This window comes from Clostridium sp. AF21-20LB (genome assembly GCF_003478795.1).
GTDB classification, from domain to species: domain Bacteria; phylum Bacillota; class Clostridia; order Lachnospirales; family Lachnospiraceae; genus Otoolea; species Otoolea fessa.
The window spans coordinates 1-24215 of sequence record NZ_QUGD01000004.1; the positions used below are offsets into that span (position 1 = coordinate 1).

The 24215-nt window shown below is 49.7% G+C and carries 18 protein-coding genes, 2 tRNA genes, 1 pseudogene and 1 other annotated feature; of the genes and pseudogenes, 2 read left to right on the forward strand and 19 right to left on the reverse strand.

The annotated features are described in order from the left end of the window. Nucleotides 1–156: 156 nt before the first annotated feature. The 12 genes from DWX76_RS03270 to DWX76_RS03325 form a co-directional block, all read right to left on the reverse strand. Nucleotides 157–245 (reverse strand) — tRNA-Ser (locus DWX76_RS03270). 44 nt (nt 246–289) lie between these two features. Beyond that, nucleotides 290–375 (reverse strand) — tRNA-Ser (locus DWX76_RS03275). A 268-nt stretch (nt 376–643) separates the two neighbouring features. Continuing rightward, nucleotides 644–1339 (reverse strand): 50S ribosomal protein L1, encoded by a 696-nt coding sequence (rplA, locus tag DWX76_RS03280; RefSeq protein WP_022359097.1) that lies wholly within the window; start codon nt 1337–1339, stop codon nt 644–646. A gap of 67 nt (nt 1340–1406) precedes the next feature. Continuing rightward, entirely contained in the window at nt 1407–1832 is a 426-nt protein-coding gene (rplK, locus tag DWX76_RS03285; RefSeq protein ID WP_022359098.1) for a 50S ribosomal protein L11, read from the reverse strand. Between the two features lie 69 nt (nt 1833–1901). After that, nucleotides 1902–2420 (reverse strand): transcription termination/antitermination protein NusG, encoded by a 519-nt coding sequence (gene nusG / locus DWX76_RS03290; RefSeq protein WP_022359099.1) that lies wholly within the window; start codon nt 2418–2420, stop codon nt 1902–1904. A gap of 17 nt (nt 2421–2437) precedes the next feature. Next, nucleotides 2438–2641, reverse strand: a complete 204-nt coding sequence (gene secE / locus DWX76_RS03295) for a preprotein translocase subunit SecE (protein WP_022359100.1) — start codon at nt 2639–2641, stop codon at nt 2438–2440. 58 nt (nt 2642–2699) lie between these two features. Then, a complete protein-coding gene (rpmG, locus tag DWX76_RS03300) occupies nt 2700–2864 on the reverse strand; it encodes a 50S ribosomal protein L33 (protein ID WP_207722866.1) in 165 nt (54 codons plus the stop codon). Nucleotides 2865–3124: 260 nt separating this feature from the next. Beyond that, nucleotides 3125–3967 carry a YcxB family protein gene (locus DWX76_RS03305; protein ID WP_118570120.1) on the reverse strand — a complete coding sequence of 281 codons (843 nt, stop codon included), beginning with the start codon at nt 3965–3967 and terminating at the stop codon, nt 3125–3127. Between the two features lie 187 nt (nt 3968–4154). Then, nucleotides 4155–4904 carry a ComF family protein gene (locus DWX76_RS03310; RefSeq protein ID WP_243022438.1) on the reverse strand — a complete coding sequence of 250 codons (750 nt, stop codon included), beginning with the start codon at nt 4902–4904 and terminating at the stop codon, nt 4155–4157. Continuing rightward, complete coding sequence (locus DWX76_RS03315; protein ID WP_118570121.1) at nt 4901–7267, reverse strand: ATP-dependent RecD-like DNA helicase; 2367 nt, start codon at nt 7265–7267, stop codon at nt 4901–4903. Before DWX76_RS03315 ends, DWX76_RS03310 begins: the two co-directional genes overlap by 4 nt. Before the next feature lie 33 nt (nt 7268–7300). Then, nucleotides 7301–8302, reverse strand: a complete 1002-nt coding sequence (locus tag DWX76_RS03320; RefSeq protein WP_022359104.1) for a rod shape-determining protein — start codon at nt 8300–8302, stop codon at nt 7301–7303. A gap of 514 nt (nt 8303–8816) precedes the next feature. Then, nucleotides 8817–10370 (reverse strand): ABC-F family ATP-binding cassette domain-containing protein, encoded by a 1554-nt coding sequence (locus DWX76_RS03325; RefSeq protein ID WP_022359105.1) that lies wholly within the window; start codon nt 10368–10370, stop codon nt 8817–8819. A gap of 329 nt (nt 10371–10699) precedes the next feature. Between DWX76_RS03325 and DWX76_RS03330 the strand changes: the two genes are divergently transcribed. After that, nucleotides 10700–11845: a putative ABC transporter permease gene (locus tag DWX76_RS03330; protein ID WP_118570122.1), complete on the forward strand. Its 1146-nt coding sequence runs from the start codon at nt 10700–10702 to the stop codon at nt 11843–11845. Nucleotides 11846–11898: 53 nt separating this feature from the next. Here DWX76_RS03330 and DWX76_RS03335 read toward each other — a convergent pair. Both DWX76_RS03335 and DWX76_RS03340 read right to left on the reverse strand, forming a co-directional pair. Next, nucleotides 11899–13634: pseudogene (locus DWX76_RS03335) on the reverse strand (phospho-sugar mutase). Between the two features lie 189 nt (nt 13635–13823). Beyond that, entirely contained in the window at nt 13824–14804 is a 981-nt protein-coding gene (locus tag DWX76_RS03340; protein WP_118472558.1) for a phosphotransferase, read from the reverse strand. Between the two features lie 504 nt (nt 14805–15308). Here DWX76_RS03340 and DWX76_RS03345 point away from each other — a divergent pair. Further along, on the forward strand, nt 15309–16619 hold the full coding sequence (locus tag DWX76_RS03345; RefSeq protein ID WP_412693983.1) for an MATE family efflux transporter: 1311 nt from the start codon (nt 15309–15311) through the stop codon (nt 16617–16619). A 134-nt stretch (nt 16620–16753) separates the two neighbouring features. On the opposite strand, the gene DWX76_RS03350 is transcribed toward DWX76_RS03345, so the two are convergent. The 5 genes from DWX76_RS03350 to DWX76_RS03375 form a co-directional block, all read right to left on the reverse strand. Further along, nucleotides 16754–18148 (reverse strand): CCA tRNA nucleotidyltransferase, encoded by a 1395-nt coding sequence (locus DWX76_RS03350; protein WP_118570123.1) that lies wholly within the window; start codon nt 18146–18148, stop codon nt 16754–16756. 1 nt (nt 18149) lies between these two features. After that, nucleotides 18150–19583, reverse strand: a complete 1434-nt coding sequence (proS, locus tag DWX76_RS03355) for a proline--tRNA ligase (protein WP_022359111.1) — start codon at nt 19581–19583, stop codon at nt 18150–18152. A 165-nt stretch (nt 19584–19748) separates the two neighbouring features. Continuing rightward, nucleotides 19749–19968 (reverse strand) — a binding site (T-box leader). Between the two features lie 164 nt (nt 19969–20132). Then, nucleotides 20133–21614: an alpha/beta fold hydrolase gene (locus DWX76_RS03360; RefSeq protein ID WP_118469493.1), complete on the reverse strand. Its 1482-nt coding sequence runs from the start codon at nt 21612–21614 to the stop codon at nt 20133–20135. A 259-nt stretch (nt 21615–21873) separates the two neighbouring features. After that, nucleotides 21874–22956, reverse strand: a complete 1083-nt coding sequence (locus DWX76_RS03365; RefSeq protein WP_118570124.1) for an AI-2E family transporter — start codon at nt 22954–22956, stop codon at nt 21874–21876. Between the two features lie 357 nt (nt 22957–23313). Further along, nucleotides 23314–24039 carry an RluA family pseudouridine synthase gene (locus DWX76_RS03375; RefSeq protein ID WP_118469495.1) on the reverse strand — a complete coding sequence of 242 codons (726 nt, stop codon included), beginning with the start codon at nt 24037–24039 and terminating at the stop codon, nt 23314–23316. Nucleotides 24040–24215: the final 176 nt, after the last annotated feature.

The window sequence follows — 24215 nt, forward strand, 5'->3', positions numbered from 1 at the left end:
TTCGCTTGGCTAATTTTAACCGTTATTACTGTTGTTTTGGTTTTGTTCTGAATGTTCTCTTGAACTTCAAGGCTTAACCAAAAGCCTTTGTTCTTAGAATTTTCAGGGTTTTACATACTGTTCAGTTTTCAAGGTTCCTGATGCTTTCGCATCGAACGCAGAAGGAGGGATTTGAACCCTCGCGCCGCTACTAACGACCTACTCCCTTTCCAGGGGAGCCCCTTCAACCTCTTGGGTACTTCTGCAGGTTGATTTTTATATCTTATGAAATTAACAACCGTTCTTGAAACGGAGAGAGTGGGATTCGAACCCACGCGCCCTTTCGGACAAACGGTTTTCAAGACCGCCTCGTTATGACCGCTTCGATATCTCTCCAAAAATGTGCTTAACCATTATATAATGGATATTCATTTTTGTCAAGGACTTTTTCACTTTCTTTTTGAAAGTTTTCACAATCACCTGTGCGTCTTGACTCTTTAATTTTCGTTTCCGCTTTCTCAGCGGCAACAGAACATATTTTATCACTACTAAAGTATAAAGTCAACTGTTTTTTTGACTTTATTTATATTTTTTCGACAATCAAAAAAAAGAGGACGAAAGACCCAAAAGTCCCTCATCCTCTTGATTCTATAACGTCTTCTGATTAGCCAATCAGCTTACCTACGTTCAGCTTAACGCCCGGGCCCATGGTAGAAGTCATGGTTACACTCTTTAAGTAAGCGCCCTTTAAGGTAGCTGGTTTTGCCTTCAGGATAGCGTCAATAAGCGTCTGGAAGTTGTCCGCTAACTGCTCCTCTGTGAAGGAAGCTTTACCTACTGGCACGTGGATAATGTTAGTCTTATCAAGTCTGTACTCGATCTTACCGGCTTTGATATCATTGATAGCTTTGGTTACATCCATAGTAACAGTACCAGCCTTCGGGTTCGGCATTAAGCCCTTCGGTCCAAGTACACGACCAAGACGTCCTACAACGCCCATCATGTCCGGAGTAGCTACTACTACGTCGAAGTCTAACCATCCCTCGTTCTGGATCTTCGGGATCAGCTCCTCAGCGCCTACGAAATCTGCGCCTGCAGCCTGAGCCTCTTCTGCCTTCGGTCCCTTAGCAAATACAAGGATACGAACGGTCTTACCAGTTCCGTGCGGCAGTACAACTGCACCACGGATCTGCTGATCAGCATGACGGCCGTCACAACCAGTTCTGATATGAAGTTCTACGGTTTCATCGAATTTAGCACCTGCAGCCTTCTTCACGATGGAGATGGCATCTGCAGCTTCATAAAGGCTTGCGCGATCTACTAATTTAGCAGCCTCTACGTATCTTTTTCCTCTTTTCATTATAAAAAACCTCCTAGTGGTATTGTCGGGGAATTCCCTCCCACGTTACTGATAAACATCCCGAAAATTACTCGGCAACTGTGATACCCATACTTCTTGCTGTACCAGCGATCATGCTCATAGCAGCTTCAAGGCTTGCTGCATTTAAGTCAGGCATCTTTAATTCTGCGATCTTCTGCAGATCCTCTTTCGAGATGCTAGCTACCTTAGTCTTGTTCGGTGTAGCGGAACCGGATTTAATCTTGCAAGCTTTCTTTAACAAAACGGCAGCCGGCGGAGTCTTTGTGATGAAGCTGAAGCTTCTGTCAGCATATACAGTAATAACAACCGGGATGATCATATCGCCCTGGTCTGCTGTCTTAGCGTTGAACTCTTTCGTGAACTGTACGATGTTTACACCGTGCTGTCCAAGAGCCGGACCTACTGGCGGAGCTGGTGTAGCCTTTCCAGCAGGAATCTGTAATTTAATATATCCTGTAACTTTCTTTGCCATTGTTGGCACCTCCTATAAATTGTGGTAATTGCGGGGATTTCCCTCCCACAGGCTCATAAATGAACCTCTTTACATCATCTTCTTGATCTCTGTGAAGTTCAGTTCAACCGGTGTCTCACGGCCAAACAGTTCTACACGAATCGTCAGGGTCTGTCTTTCCTCGTTGATGGACTCGATAACACCAACGGTATCTTTCCATGCCCCTGTCGTTACAACAACCGTGTCGCCGACCTCAAAGTCAACGACAACGCCGGTTTCCTTAAATCCGAGACCGGCCATCTCCTCTTCCGTCAAAGGAACCGGTTTGGAGCCCGGACCAACAAACCCGGTCACTCCGCGGGTGTTGCGTACTACGTACCAGGTATCATCATTCATAACCATGTTGATCAGTACGTATCCGGGAAACATCTTCTTGGCAACCTGTTTATTGGCTCCATTCTTGACTTCGATAACTTCCTGCATCGGCACGGAAACCTCTAAGATCTGATCCTGAAGGTTCCGGTTCTCGATCGTCTTTTCGATGTCAACCTTTACTTTGTTTTCATAGCCGGAATAAGTATGCACTACATACCAATTTGCTTCTGCCATATTTCTCACCTTTGCCTTTACATAACGAAGTGCAGTCCAAACACGATTGCCGTGTCAAGAGCCGCAATGATAAGTCCCAGCGCAACGGAAACGGCGATGACCGCTCCAGTCTGCTTCGTAACTGTCTCTTTGTCAGGCCAGATGATCCTTTTGTACTCAGCTTTTAGACCTTTCCAGAAACTCTTTTTAGGAGCTTTTTTGGTATTTTCTGTATCACCCATTTTTGTCCTCCAAAGCGCTCAGGCAGATGCCCGATCGCGCAGAACCAACCAGTTACTCTTACTTCGTCTCTTTGTGTAACGTGTGTGTCTTACAGAATCTGCAGTACTTTTTGGTTTCCATTCTGTCCGGATGAGTTTTCTTATCCTTGGTCATGTTGTAATTGCGCTGCTTGCATTCTGTGCATGCCAGTGTAATTCTTGTACGCACAACTTCCACCTCCATTTTTCTTAGTATGCGATCTTTCCACTCTCCAACCGGAAATCTGGTTTTTGAGCATAAAAAAAAGACCTATGTTCTTCCATTCGCCCGTCTACTATATCATAAAAGAAGCGGCGCGTCAAGCAATAACTTGCCGACATTCGCCGTCTCTTTTATATATAGATATCGTTTTCACTTAGTGCAGACTGGAACCAGATTCTGCCCGCGCCTCGTATTTCACATTATCAGGACTTACAATGATGCTATAAAACAATCAGAAAGGTTTACTCATCCACTTTCTCCTCGTTTACAGCATCTGTCTTTTCTTCCACATTTTCATGACTGTCTGTGGTATCCGGCTCCGCCTTTTCAGGCTCATCGGTTTCTTCCTCATCTGCCGCCTGGCTTCCGATAAAATGCGCCATTTTTCCAATCTTACCCATATGGCTTGTATCCACGCGGGTGATCTCCGGCTCATCAGCTTCCACAACATCATCCTCAAGCGCGGCGTTCTGATGCAGGGCGCCGCCCTCCTGGTTCTCCGCATTTTCCGGATTTTTTGTCACGGATGGATATTCTTCCGGGTTTTCCTTGGCATCCGCAAGCTTTTCATTCATGAATGTCTCAAACCGCTTTTGCTCTTCCTCGCTGGAAAATGCCGACTTGGCGATAAACTGCCAGGTTTTCTCGTTCGTCTCAAGCAGATACATCCGCTCAATCTCAACCATCTGCTCAATGTCGCTGTAGCTGTAAGTCTTGGTCATCTCCTGTGCCGCAACCGTCATGGTCAGTGTCTTCTCATCCAGCGTCAGATGTACGACTGGGAAATTGCCCGTCTTTTCCAAATTTTTAAGTCCGCTCCGTTTCCAGATCATACGCTCCTGGTTCTGGTTTGAAATCATGTAAAACATGCCGATGCCGACCAGCACCGCTATCACGATGGACGGTACAAGAAGAACCAGATTGCCCTTTGCCTGCATCACATTTTTTCCCAGAAAGAGAGCTAAAAATGCGACATATAAGAGTGCCGACACCATCTTCATTTTCTTGGACTCATGCTTAAGCACGTTCCAGTGAATCCAGTTTTTATAATCTTCCTTTTCCAGGCGATATTCAAATTCCTGCATTCTTTTTACTCCTTTTCTTTCTTACTTGAAATCTCCCCCTGCATTCCTTCCGTCTCCTGAACCTCTTTTTGCCTCTCCCGCAAACTTTTAGATTCAAATGCTTTCTACTATTCTTTTCGTCCAGAAATGCCGGAGTATTTCCACTTATAAGGCTTCCCTCTGCCTATCTTCTCTATCATATCCCACTTTAGCGTCCTTGTCCAATACAAACGGCAAAAAAGCAGACTTTTTCGATCCCCGCAGACAGAAGCGCCCGGGTACACGCTTCCGCCGTGCTGCCGGTCGTATAAATATCATCCACGAGAAGCACGTTTTGCACACCACTTGCCCGGATTGCCTCCGAATCTGCCTGAAACGCCTGCTGTAAATTCCGGAGCCGTTCATCTGGATTCAGCTCTTTCAGGGGTTCTGTATTTCGTATCCGATATAAAAATTCCGGGCACACCGGCATTTCCAGCCGCTCGCCCATCCGCTTTGCCAGAACCTCCGCCTGATTGAAACCGCGTTTCCGTTTCCGCGCCGGGTGGACCGGAACGGGAACCAGACCGTCAAACTGCCACTCCTCCCGATTTTCATGCTGCCTCAGCTTTTCCGCTGCAGCTTCGGCATAAAAATCGAGATATTCCCTCTTATTTTTATATTTAACCGCTGCCATCGAGCGCGCAGCTTCCTCCGTATAGTTAAAGAGTGCCATCCCACGCGCAAATGACCGGCGGTGTTTCACACAGTCTGGACAATATTCGATTTCTTCACTCCAAACTTCTTTTCCACATTTCTGACAAACCGGCGATTTGACAGGCGAAAGCCTCAAAAGACACGAAGGACAAATAAGCCTGCCCTTCGGCGTCACGATCTCCCCGCAGACCGGGCAGCGCCTTGGATATAGCGCATCCAGAGCGGCGCGGGGGAATTGATTCCATTTTATATTTTTTATCACAATGTCTCCATAATTTCTTCAATGCGGTCGCGCAGTCCCGAATAGCGCTTCTGTTCCATCGCATTGTCCACCATCTGCTGAAACACATACGGGACACCGACCAGGCAGACACAGGCTCTTGCCCGTGTAACCGCCGTGTAAATCAGATTCCGCGTCATCAGCATCTGCGGTCCGCTCCAGACCGGAATCACGACCGCCGGATACTCGCTTCCCTGCGACTTGTGGATCGTGATCGCATATGCCAATTCCAGCTCCTCCAGCTGCTTGAAGCTGTACTCGACACGTTTTCCCTCATCATACTCCACGGTTACCAGCTCCGCAAAGGTATTGATCTCGCGAATGCGCCCAAGATCCCCGTTGAACACGCCGGCTCCCTTGTCCACCGGGATGCCGCTACGGTTGTAGGAAGTCCACTCAATCTGGTAATTGTTCTTGATCTGCATGACCTTGTCGCCCACACGAAACGTCGTCTCGCCATACTCTTTTTCCGCCTTTTCTGCCGATGGCGGATTTAAAAATTCCTGCAAAATGGAATTTAACCGTATCGATCCCAGCACTCCCTTCCGCATCGGCGTCATGACCTGTACCTCAAACAAATCGGCATGGACGTAATTCGGCAGTTTTTCACGTACCAGCGTGATCATTGCATTGATGATCGCATTCGGATCATCACGCTTTATAAAGAGGAAATCCCTGCTTGACTTTCCGATCGGAATGTGCTCTCCGGCATTGATGCGGTGGGCGTTGACGATAATATCGCTCTGCGCCGCCTGCCGGAAAATCCGGGTTAGCTTTACCACATGGAAACACTCTGACTCGATGATATCACGCAGGACATTGCCCGGTCCGACGCTCGGAAGCTGATCCACATCACCTACCAGAATCAGACGTGTGCCGACATTGACCGCCCGGAGCAGCGAATGCATCAGATTGATATCCACCATCGACATTTCATCGATAATGATGACATCAGCTTCCAGCGGATTGTCCTCGTTCCGCTCAAAATGCATCGAAGTCGTCCGGCTCTTCTCATCCTCCTCTGGCATTCCCGTCAGCTCTAACAGGCGGTGAATCGTCTTCGCCTCATAGCCTGTCGCCTCGGTCATCCTTTTTGCTGCGCGTCCGGTCGGGGCTGCCAGCAGGATATCCATGTCGCCCTTTTCAAAATACCGGATGATCGTGTTGATCGTCGTCGTTTTTCCGGTACCCGGACCGCCCGTGATTACCAAAAGTCCGCAGTTGACCGCCTCAATCACCGCGCGGATCTGCAGTTCATCCAGCTCGATCTGTTCCTCTTTCTGGATGACTGCCAGACTTTTCCGAATCTGTTCTTCCGATTCGGAACCAGTGATGTTTAAGTCGTGCAGCATGCGGGCGGTGTTTAGCTCGGTATAATAGTAGTGTGATGCATAAACGGCGCGTTCCGGGGCGTTTGCTATATTTGATACATTGGATGCATTCGGTTCACCCAAAACATCTGGCTGCGGCTGCATCTGCCCCGACACTGCCGATTCCGCCTGAACAAAAACATCCATTTCTGCTGTTTTCTGCTGTTTCCTCTCCCGGATCACCAGCCGTTTATCCATCTGCATATCCATCAGATGCTTGTCAATCTCGGAAATCTCAACCTGTAGAAGCTTTGCCGCCCGATCCGCCAGCTCGTCCTCCGGCAGGTATGTGTGCCCGTTCGCCGTCGCCTGATAGAGTGTATACAGGATGCCGCTCTTGATGCGGAAATCCGAATCTGCCACGATTCCTATCTTCGCCGCGATCTCGTCTGCCATCTTAAAACCGACGCCCGGAATATCGTCCGCCAGCTTATACGGATTGTTCTGGAGAATCGTGTACATTGCCGGACCGTATTCCTGGTAGATTTTAACCGCCAGATTGATGGAAATGCCATAATTTTGCAGAAACATCATCGCCTGGCGCATATCGCGCTTTTCCTCGACCTGTTCACCGATGGACATCGCCATTTTTTCACTGATTCCCTTGACCTCCGCGAGGCGTTCCGGCTCTTCTTCCATGATGCGGAATGTGTCCGCCTTAAATTTTTTAACAATCCTGGAAGCTAAAGCAGCCCCGACGCCTTTGATGGCGCCGGAGCCTAAATATCGTTCCATGGAAACAGTATCCTCAGGCGCTTTCAGCTCATAGCTTTCCACCGCCATCTGTTCCCCGTAAATCGGATGCTCGGTCATACGCCCGCTCGCCTCGATCATCTCGCCCTCTGCGATGTAGGAAAAAGTGCCAACCAGCACATATTCCTCCCCGTCGTCCAAGCCGCTGATAGAGAGAACCGTATAGCCATTGTCCTCATTGCGGTATTTTATTTTTTCAATATATCCTTTAACTGCTGCCATATTTTTATGCTATCCGTCTTCCGGCGGTTCTCTTTAATCGTAGTTTTTCTTCTCACCGTGTGCGAACTCGATAAACTTACCCGTTCCGATCGCAACTGCGGTCAGCGGATCCTCTGCGATCATCGTGGAAATGCCAGTTTTCTCCTCGATCAGGGCATCCAGACCGCTTAACAGTGCGCCGCCGCCTGTCAGTACGATACCACGGTCAAAAATGTCGGCTGCCAATTCCGGCGGCGTCCGCTCGAGTACGTTGTGAACGGCATCTACAATCTGGAGTGCCGGCTCGCGCAGCGCTTCCAGCGTCTCGTCGGATGTGACAACGATCGTCTTCGGAAGTCCGGTAACCAGATTTCGTCCGCGCACTTCCATCGTAATTACCTCCGGACGGCGGTATGCCGCACCGATATTTATCTTGATCTCCTCAGCGGTTCTCTCACCGATCAAAAGATTGTGTTTCTTTCTCATGTAACGGACCAGTGCCTCGTCGAAGTCATCACCAGCCACTTTAATAGAAGTGCTGACTACGGTACCGCCCAGGGAAATAACGGCGATATCTGCCGTACCACCACCAATATCTACGATCATGTTGCCGCACGCCTTGGAAATATCGATACCAGCGCCGATCGCAGCTGCTACCGGCTCCTCGATGATCGAAACCTCGCGTGCGCCAGCCTGATAAGTCGCATCTTCAACCGCCTTGCGCTCTACCTCGGTCGCACCGCTCGGGATGCAGACGCTGATACGCGGCTTGCGGAGTGTCTTCTTGCCGACTGCCTTGTTGATGAAATATTTCATCATCTTCTCTGTCACTGTATAATCTGAAATAACCCCCTGGCGCAACGGACGGACCGCTACGATATTGCCAGGGGTTCTGCCGATCATCAGGCGGGCTTCCTCGCCGATCGCCATGATCTTATTCGTATCCCGATCGATCGCCACTACGGACGGCTCTTTCAGTACGACACCTTTTCCCTTGATATATACAAGGATGCTGGCTGTACCCAGATCGATACCAATATCATTGGACATCAACATAGTTGTTTTCCTCCTGCTCTGAATATGCACTCTTGAGTACATAAATCTATGAGTTTCATTGTATTTTATCTTCTTTATTTCAGCTTTTTTCGCTGCCATCCAGCCCGCGCATTGTTTTAGAGCGGACTATACCACTTACTATTATATACAACTTTCGATTCTTTTGAAAGAGGTTTTTATTTTTTTATGGACTTTATATTTTTTTTATGAAAGGGACATATTTTAGTCACAAGTTTCTCCTATAATACAAGTATGTTATCCGAAAGGGTAACAGGCCTTTGTTTCAAGTGTTACTTGAAATAAAAAAGCTTTTTCATACTCATACCGGACGATACAAATCGTCCGGCCCCCCTAAGCCAATTTCTTTTTTATATATACCTACCATTCCCAATTTAAGAAAAACAGGAACGCCGTCGGACTCTCAGCCGATGCGTTCCTGTTTTTTGTCAGTGCCAGACACCTAAAAAAAGGGCTCTATACTGAATGTTGGGGTACGCTCAAAAACATTTTTTTCTTATATTTTCAGACTCCACTCACTGCAGTCCCAGACCTTCGTTGCGAATCCCTCATAGAAATCCGGTTCATGGCAGATCAGAAGGATATTTCCTTTGTACGCCGCCAGCGCACGCTTTAACTCCTCCTTCGCCTCAACGTCCAGATGGTTCGTCGGCTCGTCGAGAAGCAGAAGGTTCGTCTCGCGGTTGATCAGCTTACACAGGCGCACTTTTGCCTGCTCGCCACCGCTGAGCACGCGCACCTGGCTCTCGATGTGCTGGGTCGTCAGACCGCATTTTGCCAGTGCGGAACGCACCTGGTACTGGGTGTAGGACGGAAATTCTTTCCAGATCTCATCGATGCAGGTCGTCGTATTGCCCGGCGCCATCTCCTGTTCGAAATAGCCGATGGAGAGATAATCGCCCAGCGTCACCTTGCCGGACACTGCTGGAATCAAACCTAAAATACTCTTTAAAAGCGTCGTCTTTCCAATTCCGTTGGCACCGACCATCGCAATCTTCTCGCCGCGCTCCATATAGAGGTTCAGCGGACGGGACAGTGGCTCGTCGTAACCGATCACCAGATCCTCCGTCTCAAAAATACATTTTCCGGAGGCTCTCGCCTCCAGGAAGTTGAACTCTGGCTTCGGTTTTTCCTTCGCCAGTTCGATCACATCCATTTTATCCAGCTTTTTCTGGCGGGACATCGCCATATTTCGCGTGGAAACACGCGCTTTATTACGTGCCACAAAATCCTGCAGCTGCGCGATCTCCTGCTGCTGACGCTTATACGCTGCCTCGAGCTGCGCTTTCTTCGCCTCGTGCACCTCGAGAAACTTGTCGTAATCGCCCACATAGCGGTCAAGCCGCTGATTTTCCATATGATAAATGATATTTACTACGCTATTTAAGAACGGAACATCGTGTGAAATCAGGATGAACGCATTTTCATATTCCTGCAAATACCGTTTCAGCCACTCGATGTGCTGCACATCCAGATAGTTCGTCGGCTCGTCCAGCAACAAGATATCTGGCTTTTCCAGAAGCAATTTCCCGAGCAATACCTTCGTTCTCTGTCCGCCGCTCAAATCCGTTACATCGCGGTCCAGACCGATATCGGTCAGCCCCAGCGCACGTCCGACTTCCTCCACCTTCGCATCGATGGAATAAAAATCGTGGTTCATCAGAAGATCCTGGATCGTTCCCAGCTCTTCCATCATCACGTTCATCTCATCCTCCGATGCCTCGCCCAGATGGTCGCAGATTTCATTCATCTGCACTTCCAGCTCAAACAGGAAGGAAAATGCGCTCTTCAAAACCTCGCGGATCGTCATGCCTTTTTCCAGCACCGTGTGCTGATCCAGATAGCCGACGCGCACCCGCTTTGACCACTCTACTTTTCCCTCGTCCGGCTGCATATGCCCGGTAATAATATTCATAAACGTCGATTTACCCTCGCCGTTCGCACCGATCAGACCGATGTGCTCACCCTTTAACAGGCGGAACGAAACATCCTGAAAAATCGCCCGGTCACCAAAACCGTGGCTTAAATGTTCTACATTCAGTATACTCACGTGTGTACCTCTCCTATTTTTCTTTTTATTGTAAATTGTTTGTATTTGTTGAATTGTTCTTTGTTTTTCTGCAAATTTTATCCTGGAAAACAACTCCACTTCATATAAGATTTGCTTTCTGTACGTCTGCCTGCTGTCTGTGGCAAAGCTGACTTCGATTTATTGTACACGAAGCGTGCTTTTGTGGCAAGCGGAGATTTTGGAATTATCTTTTTTCACCCAGATGCCTTGAACTTTTCTAGATTTATATAGTAAGATAAGAAACAACTTCATTTTAGATACGTTTTTCAACCAATGAGAAAATGACTTGATTTTCTAAAGGAGGTTTTATGTATACCTATACCTGGTACCAATGGCTAGCTTTTTTCTATGTATACTGCTTTTTAGGGTGGATTTTCGAATCGACTTATGTTTCCCTGAAACAGAAACGGCTCGTCAACCGCGGATTTCTGCGGCTTCCGATGCTGCCGCTCTACGGTTCCGGCGCGGTGATGATGCTCTGGGTGTCCCTGCCGGTGCGGGACAGCCTGCCGCTCGTCTATATTTCCGGTTTTATCGCCGCCACGGCGCTTGAATATGTCACCGGCGCCGTCATGGAACGCCTATTCAAGGTCCGCTACTGGGATTACAGCAGCCAGCCGTTCCAGCTGCACGGCTATATCTGCCTGAGTTCCTCGATCGCGTGGGGATTTTTAACCATCTTTATGACCGATGTCATCCATGATCCGATCGCCCGCACTGTGCTTGCGGTTCCTCCGGTTATCCTGCTCATCTGCGATTTCGTCATCAGCGTTCTTTTCACCGCCGATGCTTACGAATCCATCAAGGCAGCCCTGGCTCTGGGTCATACGCTGGAAGCTATGACGAAGCTCAAAGCCGATATCGAAGAGCTCCAGTCCAAGATCGAGCTGCTGCGTGAGGAAGCCATTGAGCGCGGCGCCCTGACCCGTGAAGAAACAGCCGAAAAACTGGCAGCCGCCCAGGCAGAAGCCGCCCGCAGACTTGCCGCCGTCCGCAGTGACGCCGAAGAACGCCTGGCAACCGCACGCGCCGAGACTGCCAGACAGCTGCAGGCGGCTGCCACCGAACACAAAGAGCGCCTGGCTGAGACCAAGGCACTCGCCGAAAAACGCCTGTCCGATGTTCGAGAAGAAACCACCTCCCGCATCGAAGCTGCCAAAGCAGGAAACGCAGAACGCATCGAGGCTGCCAAACAGCGCGTCAACGAGCGCATTGCCGAAGTCCGCACCGAAGTCGATGCCCGCATCGCCTTCGACAACCGCCTCACCCGCCTGAGCACCCGGTTAGAAGAACTCAAACACCGCCGCCAGTCCCTGCGCCCGGCTAAAAAGCTCCATGCCTTCTACCGCCGCGGGCTGCTGAGAGGAAATCCTACTGCGGTTTCGTCGAAATTTGCAGCGGCGTTGAAAGAATTAAAAGAACAAAATAGCACAAAAATAGGACCTTTCGCATGAACGAATGGTCCTATTTCTTTTAGGGACTTATTTCACATCTTCTTTTTATTTTTCTACAGCAGTCCATTGACAATCGTCATCACAGACTCGCCTACCTTCTCTGATTTCGCTGCCGCGTCTTCCAGGGAGGTACCTTTCACGCCGTAGTAGAACTTGATCTTCGGCTCGGTTCCAGACGGGCGGACGCAGAGCCATGCGTTGTCTTCCAGTTCGTAGTAGAGAACATTGGAGGATGGAAGTCCGGTCGGTTTTACCTCGCCGGTTGCCAGATCCTTGACGGTATCTGCCTTGTAATCGCGGACAGCCAGCACTTTATGTCCGGCAAAATCGGACGGTGTGTGGGCGCGGAAATATTCCATGATCTCCTGAATTTTTGCCAGTCCCTCGATGCCCTTTAAGCCGATGGACTTCACTTCATCTTTATAATAGCCGTATTTCTCGTACATCTCGACCATCGCATCCCACAGCGTCATGCCTTTTTCCTTGTAATAAGCAGCCGCCTCGCAGAGTGCTGCGGTTGCGGAAATGGCATCTTTATCGCGTGCGTATGTACCGATCAGGCAGCCATAGCTCTCTTCCATGCCAAACAGATAGGTTCCTTTGCCTTCCTGCTCATTTTTGAGAACCTGTTTGCCGATCCACTTAAATCCGGTCAGAACCTCGATGAGCTCTGCGCCGTAATTCTTCGCAACTGCATCTACCAGATTCGTCGTAACGATGGATTTAACAACCTGTCCATCTGCCGGAATCTTGCCGTTTGCCTGTTTCTGGCTGAGCACATACTCGCAGAGCAGGGAGCCGGACATATTGCCGGTCAGCGGAATGTATTCGCCGGACTTGGTATCTTTGACATACACGCCCAGACGATCGGCATCCGGATCGGTTGCCAGAACGAGGTCTGCATTTTTCTCTTTTGCCAGAGCCAGTCCCAATTCAAATGCTTCCTTTGCCTCCGGGTTCGGATAGCTGACGGTCGGGAAATCGCCGTCTGGAAGCTCCTGCTGCGGAACCACATATACATGAGTAAATCCAAGCTCTTTCATCACACGGCGTGCCGGGATATTGCCCGTGCCGTGAAGCGGTGTATACACGATCGTGATCTGATCCTGCATGCGGTCAATCGCGCCCTGATTGACTACCTGTGCCTTGACCTGTGCAATATATTTGTCGTCGATCGCTGCACCGATGATCTCGTAGAGTCCTTTTGCCTTTGCCTCTTGTGCTCCCATCGTCTTAACGGTGGAAAGATCGGTGATCGCCATAACTTCCTCAGTCACGCCCTTGTCATGCGGCGGTGTAAACTGTGCGCCGTCTTCCCAGTAAACCTTGTAGCCGTTGTACTCCGGCGGGTTGTGGCTGGCGGTGATGTTGATGCCGGCGATGCAGCCAAGCTCGCGGACGGCAAAGGAAAGCTCCGGCGTCGGGCGCAGCGTCTCGAACCGGTACGCTTGATGCCATTTGCCGCCAGTGTCAGCGCTGCTTCCTCGGCAAATTCCGGGGACATATGACGGGAGTCAAATGCGATCGCCACGCCTTTTGCCGCGCCGCCCTGCTTGATGATGTAATTTGCCAGTCCCTGGGTCGCACGGCGGACGGTGTAGATATTCATCCGGTTAATACCTGCACCGATGATGCCGCGCAGTCCTGCCGTACCAAACTCCAAATCCATATAGAAACGCTCTTTAATCTCATTTTCATCGCCCTCAATGGCGCGTAATTCCTCTTTCGTTGCCTCGTCAAAGTATGGATTTTCCAGCCATTCTTTGTAAATCGTCATGTAATCCTTCATGATTCACTTACCCCCTGCTTTCTTCTAGGATGACTTTCTTTTTCTCCATTATAGTATAATTATTCTGAAAAATAAAGAGAATTTCGGTTACTATTCTTTGTCTTTATTTTTTCTCTTTTCAAAGTTTCTCCATGATGTATCGAATACGCTTAACCAAAGAATTTATATGCATATGTAAATCAACATTTCTTATCGGATTGCCTCAAGAAAGAGGTTCCGCGCCGTCTGCTGTTCTTCCAGCTTCTGCAGTTTTTCAATGCTGCGGACTGGAATCCACGCCTTGCCTGCATTATAATAAAAATTTAACTGTTTCCAGTATTTTTCCGGATATAAAAACAGGTAATAGAGGTATGTCCGCTCCTGTGCATTCAACGGCAGAATACGATCATACGTCTCCAGCAGCCGCATCCCCAGACGCAAATCCCAGCCATGCTTTTCCAATATTTTGCGCGTAAAATGATACAGGTCTTCGACCTGGACGCCCCGGTGCATCCGGTTAAATTCAATCACCGCCATCTCATTTTCTTCTGCCAATAAAATATGGTGCTGGTTCAGATCCCCGTGACACAGGTAGTTTTCCGGCTCGCCGTTCCGCTCGATCTGCGCTTTCAGCCCGCCTGCTGCTTCCTGCGCCTGCTCATAAAAGATGGCAAAGCTTCCGCTGACTGCCCTCTCAAAATCCGATTTACGCCGTTTTTTCCGGATATAATTCCGCGTACGGACAAGTTCCCGGTTGTGGCGCTCCATCTCCGCCACCGCCGGACGCGTGAGAATTGACCCCAGATTCCACGACTCATCGATCGCAATGCCGCGCAATGTCCGGTGCAGCTTCGCGATCTGCCCGACCGCCCGGACTACCTCCGCCTCGCTCTGCACACTGCACTCGCGCCCGGAAAACCATTCCTTCACAACACACCGCGTTCCATCCTCCGCCACCGACAAAAGCTCGCCCTCCCGGTTCCGCATATACTGATCGGTCCGGCATGTTTTCTGATTTTGCAGAACATTCATGATTTGTTCTTCAAATTCAAGACGTTTGACGGTCCCCTTATATTCCCGGAGGAGTTTTAACCCCTGACTCGTCTCGCAGATCCACGCGCCTCTTCCACGGCGCTTCGACTGCACTTCCAGTTCATACTGTTCCAGCACCTCGGTTGTTCTCTCGTTCACAACTTCCCCCTCCTGCCTCTATCCGGCTGCCCGCCTTTCCATTTCCCAAAAGAATGTGGACAGCACATTTTCACGCCGGGCCACAGCTGCTGACAGCTATGTTAATTGCAACATTCACACGATTATGCAAATATGCACATCAGACACCCAGCCTGCTACTCCTAACCTATGAGAGGGGGCTTACAAATATGCTTATGCATAAATATCGCAGATTTGAAACACAGTGCACAAACTATAATACACAATCGCCAATGTGGAGTGATTACGAAATTCTGTTCATTGCCATCATTTTGACGGTATGTTACAATGATTCACGTTGGGATAAAAAAGCGGTCTGACTATTTGTCCCAACAATCAGGCAAAAAATCAAATAATATATTTTACTGTAAATGAAAAGGAGGTCTCTCTTTGTCCATACAATCCGCTCATCGTTCCAACGATGAAAATACGCGCCCGCATTCAGGCTCAGCATCATCCCGTGAAGCTGATCTCGGCAGTGCGCCGATCGGGTCACTTCTTTTTAAACTGGCGCTCCCGGCAATTGCCGCACAGATCATCAACGTTCTCTATAACATGGTTGACCGCATGTACATCGGCCATATCCCGGACATCGGTCCCAGCGCCCTGACCGGCGTCGGCGTCACAATGCCGATTATCATGTGCATTTCCGCTTTTGCCGCGCTCGCCGCCATGGGCGGTGCCCCGCAGGCGTCGATCCTGATGGGAAAAGGCGACAAGGATTCCGCTGAAAAGGTACTCGGCAACTGTACCTTCATGCTGACCGTCATTTCGCTCGTCCTGACCGCCCTGTTTCTTGGCTTTGGGCGCCCGATCCTCCTGATGTTCGGCGCCAGTGAGAAGACGATTCTCTACGCCTGGAACTACATGAAAATCTACGTCTGCGGCACTTTCTTCGTCCAGATGGCGCTCGGACTCAATGCCTTTATCAACGCACAGGGTTATGCCAAAACCGGCATGATTACCGTTGCCATCGGCGCTCTCTGCAACATCATCCTCGATCCGATCTTTATCTTCGGACTGCATCTGGATGTGCGCGGCGCAGCACTTGCAACCATCCTTTCACAGGGTATTTCCTGTATCTGGATTCTGCGTTTTCTGACCGGAACGCATAGTACCCTGCGGATACGGCTCCGCAACCTGCGCCCGCAGAAGAAATTTATCCTGCCATGCCTGGCGCTCGGACTGGCGCCGTTTATCATGCAGTTTACAGAAAGTGCACTGTCCATCAGCTTTAACACCAGCCTGTTGAAATATGGCGGCGATACCTCGGTCGGCGCGATGACGATTCTTTCCAGCGTCATGCAGTTTTCCATGCTGCCGCTGCAAGGGCTCTCACAGGGCGCGCAGCCGATCATCAGCTTTAACTATGGAGCAAAAAATATCGACCGTGTGAAAAAAGCGTTTCACCTGCTTCTGCGCTCGGCAGCCTGCTATTCCACCTTGCTCTGGCTCTTATGTATGCTGGTTCCACAGATTTTTATTTCCATCTTTACCAGCGACGCAGATCTTGCCAGATATACCATCTGGGCGCTCCGGATCTATATGGCAGCTTCCCTGCTCTTTGCCATCCAGCTCGCCTGCCAGCAGACTTTTATTGCCCTTGGAAATGCGAAAACATCCGTCTTTCTGGCATTGCTCCGGAAAGTGCTGCTTTTGATTCCGCTGATCTTTATCCTGCCGCATTTCGTTTCAAATCCGGTATTCGGCGTGTTCGTGGCAGAACCGGTGGCAGATACGATTGCGGTGGCGACGACGGCGGCGCTGTTTTTCAGGGAGTATAAGAAATTGGGATAACTCTTTTAATCATCCTCTGGCTGAAAATATTGTTGTTAAAAAAGCAAAAGGAAAAGAGACAAAATCGTTTGTCCGGCTTGTCCTGCCGGTTCCAAACGATTTTGCCTCTTTTCTCTTTTTATTTATTAATCTTCTTATGCTTTACTGGTTCCCGCATTCTGCGATTGCTTCAACACTTCCACCTCAGCCAGAAGCCGCTCTTTCTCATTCCAAGCCGGATTCTCCAGCACCTTTTCAAAGAGAAGATGCAGCGTTTTTCCAAGCGCCGGTCCCGGCTGGATGCCTGCCTGAATCAGGTCTTTTCCGGTTACCGCCAGAGTTTTAAGACGGATACAGTCACCGCGCTCCCGGATCTGCCTTGCAAGTGAGCGAACCATTTCCACCGCATCCATGCGCTCCGGCATCAGAACTTCTTGAAGGAGAAGCAGCCAGTCAAAGACCATATCTTCCATCGCACTCATCGCGTGGCGGACAGCGCTTTCCTCCGGTTCCATCTGCATGAATGCAAAACGGCTCAGAATCTTCGCCTTATCGATCGTGTCGTTGTCCATCTTGAGTTCTCTCAGAACCCGGACACAAGTTTCCTCGCCCGACGGGGCAAGAAAATACGACCAGCGCAAGGCTTTTTCTGCTGGCAGATGTGCAGCAGCAGCAGAAATTTCCCCCGCCATGTCTGTCTCACATTCATGTTTCACGAACATGTGCCCCTGCTGCGCTACCGTTTCCGTTTTGATCGCATCCTTGTCAGCAGCCGGCACATCCTTCGAATATACCTTCTCTTCCAACCTCTGCTTTGCACAGCTTTTCTGCTTTTTCCACGCCGCAAATACCTCCGGAAATGTCTTTGAAATGTACGGTGCCAGTCCTGCCGCCTCCGTTTTCCAGATAAATTCCGGGCGGTCGGACAGGAGTGTTTTTGTCAACTCCACCTGCACCCGTTCCTTGCTCACATGGACAAGGGAGGGCGCCAGCTCACAGAGCGCCTGCCAGGTCTTTTTCTCTATCGAAAATCCCAGCTGGGCCGAAAAGCGGACGGCACGCAGGATCCGGAGCGCATCTTCCGTAAACCGTTCTCCCGCATCCCCGACGCAGCGGATCCGGCGCGCTGCCAGATCCTCCGCCCCGCCGAAAATATCGACAATTCCCGTTTCGTGGCTGTATGCCATCGCATTAATCGTGAAATCACGCCGTCTCAAGTCCTCACGCAGTTCGGCAGTAAATACGACTTCCTTCGGGTGGCGTCCATCCTCATATTCACCGTCAATCCGGTAGGTGGTTATTTCATATCCGATATGATCACGCATGACCGTGACCGTACCGTGCTGAAGCCCGGTGTCGATCGTGTGACCGAACACCTGCTTCACCTCCTCCGGGTGCGCCGAGGTCGTGATATCCCAGTCACCGGGAATCCGCCCCAGGATCGCATCGCGGACACAGCCGCCGACTGCAAATGCCTCGTAACCATGTTCTCGCAGCTTTCCCAGAATTTCCTCGACCTGGACCGGCATTTCTATCCGTTTTGGAATCATATTAATATGCCTTACCCCAGTAAACCATCTTCGTTGCCGGCTTGCCGCAGCATACGCAGGTGTCAGCCAGATGTTCCTGATTGAACGGGATGCAGCGGGAGGTTACGCCGACTACTTCTTTCAGTTTATCCTCGCACTCCTGATTGCCGCACCACATTGCCTTGATGAAGCCTGGCTTATTTTCTGCGATCTCCTTCATCTCATCCAGTGTTGTCGCTACATAAGTATGGGAATCTCTGTGTGCTTTTGCACGCTCAAACATATCGTGGTGAATCGTCTCCAGAAGCTCGCCAACCTTTGCTGCGATCTCATCCAGAGATACCGTAATCTTCTCATGCGTATCACGGCGAACCAGAACTGCCTGATTTTCAGCAATATCTCTCGGTCCGATCTCGACACGTACCGGAATACCGCGCATCTCGGACTCGCTGAATTTCCATCCCGGAGATTTGTCAGAATCATCCACTTTGACACGGAAGTTGGACAGAACCTCTTTTACCTCAAATGCCTTGTCCAGAACACCCTCTTTTGCCTGCTGAATCGGAACGATCATAACCTGGGTCGGAGCTACCTTCGGCGGCAAAACCAGACCATTATTGTCACCATGAACCATGATGATCGCGCCTACCATACGGGTTGTCATACCCCAGGAAGTCTGATGAACGTATTTTAATTTATTATCCTTATCCAGATACTGGATGTTAAATGCCTTTGCAAATCCATCGCCGAAGTTGTGGCTGGTGCCGGACTGCAGTGCCTTGCCATCGTGCATCAGGGACTCGATCGTGTAGGTTGCCTCTGCACCGGCAAATTTCTCCTTGTCGGTCTTGCGTCCGCGGATAACCGGAATTGCCAGGAAGTCCTCGCACAGATCCGCGTATACATTTAACATCATCTCGGTACGCTCCTGTGCTTCCTCAGCGGTTGCATGAGCGGTATGACCTTCCTGCCATAAGAACTCTCTGGAACGCAGGAACGGACGGGTGGTCTTTTCCCAACGTACAACCGAAGCCCACTGGTTGTAGTTTCTCGGCAGATCGCGGTAAGAATGTACGTCATGTGCATAAAAATCGCAGAACAAAGTCTCGGAAGTCGGACGTACACACATTCTCTCCTGTAACGGCTCTAAACCGCCCTGTGTCACCCACGCTACTTCCGGTGCGAAACCTTCTACGTGATCTTTCTCTTTTTCCAGAAGACTTTCCGGAATAAACATAGGCAGATATACGTTCTCTACGCCGGTTGCCTTAAAGCGCTTGTCCAGTTCATTGCGGATATTCTCCCAGATCGCATATCCGGCCGGTTTGATAATCATGCAGCCCTTTACACTGGAGTAATCAGAAAGCTCTGCTTTCTTTACGATGTCCGTATACCACTGGGCGAAATCTTCATCCATCGATGTGATGGCTTCTACCATTTTCTTTTCCTTTGCCATGTCATTTCTCCTTGTTAAAAACATTTTATTGAAATCCGGCTTGCCGGATTTTGGCGCCGAGGCGCGGCTGCCATCGCAGCCATATTCCCCTGCGCCGAGTGTGCATTGTTGTTTTTTATTTCGTAGAAATAAAAAAGCCATCCGATCCCTGCTGATCGCTGCGATCAAAGGGACCGAATGGCTTAACTTCGGCGGTACCACCCTGCTTAACCAGAATTTCATTCCGATTCTGGCTCACTTAACTTCCGTTAACGCCGGAAATACGTTGCATTTTCATGCACAGCTCCAGGACCGGTTCAACTTTCAGGGACACAAAAGCCTCGCACCATACGGCTTTCTCTCTGGACGTGTGTCAAAGTTTACTGATTCCTCTCTTCGCCTGTTTTGTTTTTTGACAGTATTATGATTTTACGCCAATCGGTCGGGTTTGTCAAGGCTGGAACTCGCCCTTGTACAAGTCTTAACGATGCCTCGCATTTTTTACTCGGTCGTCACTGACTCGGTTGCGTCCGAACAAAAAATAATGTTTTTATCCCTATCTTACGAATCCTATTTTAATAAAATATCCTCCCGGTACATCTCCGCCAGCGACCGCAGAATCTTCGCTGTCATCCCCCAGATGATTCCTTCCTCGCGGCGGTAGAAGTAGACATCGTAATGTCCGCGCCGCCAGCGGTAATCGCGTCCGCCCGGAACATCTTCAAACGGGAATGTCTCTTCCGGCACGGTCACAAGTTCTGTTTCATATCGCTCCGGTTCATGTTCCGCGAACCAGCGGAGCGGGACAGAAAAGGTATGATCGACCTCCGCCTCGGAATATGACCAGCGGTAGCCCTGCAGCGCACCTAAAAATGGAGAAATCTCCATCGCTCCGGGTGCTTCCAGCACATCCAACGGCGCGATAACGCGAATCTGGCGGCGACTGATTAAGAGTTCTTCCATCGCCTCACGGATCGCCGCCTGCTTCGGTGTCTCGTCCCGCTCAACGGCACCGCCCGGAAAACAGATTTCGCCCGGCTGAGTTTTTAAGCTTCCCGCGCGCACCTCAAACACCACGTGGTACTCCCCGCCTTTCTGAATCAAAGGTACCAGCACCGCCGCCCGACGGATCTTCTCCTTCTCCAGCCTTCCGGCTCTCCGGCTGCCCCAGACTCGGCTCATCTGCGCCAGCTCGCCGCCCTGTGTCTGTTCCAAGAATGATGCAACACATTGGTTAAATGCGTCCGGGTTCTCTGCTGCAATAAAATGGGTGCCCTCTAAAAGCCGAATCCTTGCGTTTGGCAGAGAACGTGCGATTTGGCGCGTGTGGCATTCGCGGATCATGTCGTCGCTCCCTGCTACCACAAGGACGGGCATTTTCAGGCGGTGGAGAAGTTCAGGGCGGATCCAGGGTTCATACAACATTAAGGATAGAAGCTCTTTTTTGTGTATATTTGCCTTCCGATCATTTTCCTTATTTTCAGGAATTTTTTCTTTCTGACAGCTTCTTCTCTGTTGTTTATTCAGTCCTTCCTGTCCATTCTGTTTTTCGTTTTCTTTTGAAAATTGCTTTTCTGTCCGCATTTTTCCTGCTGCCATCTGCATTTTTCCCCGTATCTGCCCGATGCCGCTTTTCTGCAGCCAGAGCTTCCCCACAACTCCCACATACTCCCGCGCCACATCCGCCAGCACGGACGGCTTCATGCCAAACGGGTTTAAGTTCGCTCCATTTAAAATCAGCCGATCGACATATCCCGGATATTTCAGTGCAAAAATCAGCGCAATATTGCCGCCGTCGCTGAACCCCAGCAAAATGATCCGCCTAAGTCCCCGGCGGTCAAGAAATCCTTTCAAATCATCAGCAAACCGTTCCAAGGTAAATGTCCCACAACCACGCGGAGATCTGCCATGTCCACGGGTGTCCACCGCAATCACGAGATATTTTGATTCAAAAAAGGATATCTGGTTCACAAAATAGGAGCTGTCCTCTCCATTTCCGTGAAGCAGCACCATCGGCTGTCCGGAGCCTGACTCTTTTGTATATAAATTCACGTTTGTTCCTCCATATTAAATGATATGCATATTTATTTCAGCTTAACATCCAGCTATCTTCCAGCAACTCTTTCTCTGCTGTTTTTCAGAACTTTTATGCGTTTTTAATTCCTTATCTATTATATATGATCCTTTTGTCTCGCGGCAATTCTAAAAAATCCTTTCATCTCCTTAAATTTCCACATTCAAAAGCAACTTCAGATCGTCCATCCACCAATACTCCACTTTTTTCCTCTTTCCCCCCTCTAAAGGTGCCTATTTAATGAGCATCCGCTCCTTCGTCCGCTTCCCCATACTCCTCCACAAAATCCTTAATAATCAACAGCCCAATCGGACCCAGCAGAAATCCAAACAGACCGAACAGCTGCAAGCCCACATAGATCGCCGCCAGCGTTTCAAGCGGCGACAGCCCCATTTTCTTCCCCATCAGGTGCGCCTCCGTGAACTCACGCAGAAAATAACAGAGCAGATACAGCCCGAAGAGAATCAGCGCGTGTCCCCACTCCCGCTTAAACAGGAGAAAAAGACTCCACGGCACCAGCGCCGTCCCTGCGCCGAAGATCGGCAGGGCATCCAGAACCCCGATTCCGATTCCGCCCAGAATATAATATGGATTTCCAATCAGCAAAAGCCCCGCCATCGAAAATGCCGAAGTCATCAGGAAAATGACCGACTGGGTTTTCAGCCATGCGCTTCCTGTCACCGCAAGGCGCCTGCCGAGCAGGAAAAATTCGCGGTGAAACATCGAATCAAACCGCCTCCGGCGCAGTTCGTCCATCTCCTGTAAACTCAAAATCGAGGCAATGAAAAATAAAACAACCACAATAACCGCGCGCACAATCCCCGCCGCAGCAGGAACTGATTTCTGAAGGAGCTGCGGCAGCAGGATCTCCTTGACCTGTCCACCGCCCTGCAAGCCTGTTCCGCGAAAGAGCTGCCCGATTTTACCGGCAGGCAGATGAAGGACTCGCTCGATCGACTGTTCAAATTGCTGTCCGAGCAGTGACAATTCCTCCATCCGTCCTGGAAGCTCTTCTAAAAAGTGTTCCAGCTCCTCCGTGAAACGCCGTCCCCCTGCTGCCAGCAGACCGACCAGAAAAATGCTCAGCAAAACCAGCTCCACGCCCCCGATCATACCGATGGGAACGCCGATCATGCGCCCGCGGAAGGAGATTCGCAGCCGTTTTTCGAGAAATGCTGCCGATGGCTGGAGAAGCAGCGCCATCAGATACGCTGCCAGAAATGGGAATATAAGCGGCAGCAGGTAACGGAAACTCAAATACACGCCCGCCGTGACTGCTACTGTGAGAAATGCTTTTTTCTGTTTTCTGCTGAGTGCCATCTGTCTGCTCCACCTTCCCGATTTTTTCTTTATGCCATACACCGTTATGGTTCTATGATTTCTACAGCCATCCATTCAAACAAACGTCTTTTCCTTAAACCTACACGCCCTTTTTTCCGGATGTATGACAACGAAAAACCACAGGAAACCGGTGTCAGCTCCCGCTTCTCCCGGCTCCTGCGGTCTCTTTTGTAAGCCCTCTTTAGTCGCTCCGGGGCTTACCCATGGACTTTGCCCATTTATGATTCGTACTTCCTTTGTACACACTCTAGTATGGGCAGGCTGGATAAAAATATACACATCTTACCTTCTATTCACCCTTGATCTTTTATTTTCTTGACTTATAGAAAAGTTCGCTCACAGAACAAATTGCGGTTTGGTGGAAAACTCCATTCTTTTTCCCGTCACCGGGTGAAGGAACGATAAACGGACCGCGCACAGCGCCAGCGGTTCCCGACGGGCACGTCCCACGGAAGCAGCCGCTGGTGCGCCATACTTGGTATCTCCCATGAGCGGTGTCCCATGCGCGGCAAACTGTACGCGTATCTGATGGTGGCGTCCTGTGTGAAGATGGATTTCCACCAGTGAACGCACGGTACCGTCTTCCTGTTCTTTTTTTTCTAATATCTGATATTCCAGCTCTGCCCGTTTCGCACCGGCGACCGACTTATCCACAATCCGGCTGGTATTCGTTTTCCCGTCTTTCAACAGATAATCCACGTACTTACCCACATTATCCACAGGTTTTCCACATACGAGCGCCTGATAGATTTTCTCCAGTTTTCCCTCCTGTACCTGACGGCTTAAGTGCGCTGCCGCTTTCAGGTTCTTGGCATATACCATCACACCGCGCACCGGCTTGTCCAGTCGGTGGATAACTCCAACATACGGATCCACCGGGGCTGTGGACGCTTTTGGGGATAATCCTGTGGATAACTTTTTCGTCTCCTGCACCTTCCGGTGGAGATAATTTTTTATCTCGCTGACCATATCCGGCTCCAGGCGTCTCGATGTCTGCGACTCAACTCCGGCTGGTTTGACCACAACTAAAATATCTTTATCTTCGTATAATATATCTAACATAACCGATTTCCTCTCTACTTCATCCATGAATTCCCGAGCATTTTAACTTCTCAAATCATCTATGAGCCTTTTTTCTTTCTCTTCTAACTTTAAAATTTTCATATGCAAACCATTGCATATATTTATTGCCAACTCACATGAAACGTGAAAACCTTTCGTTACTATTCATACATTAT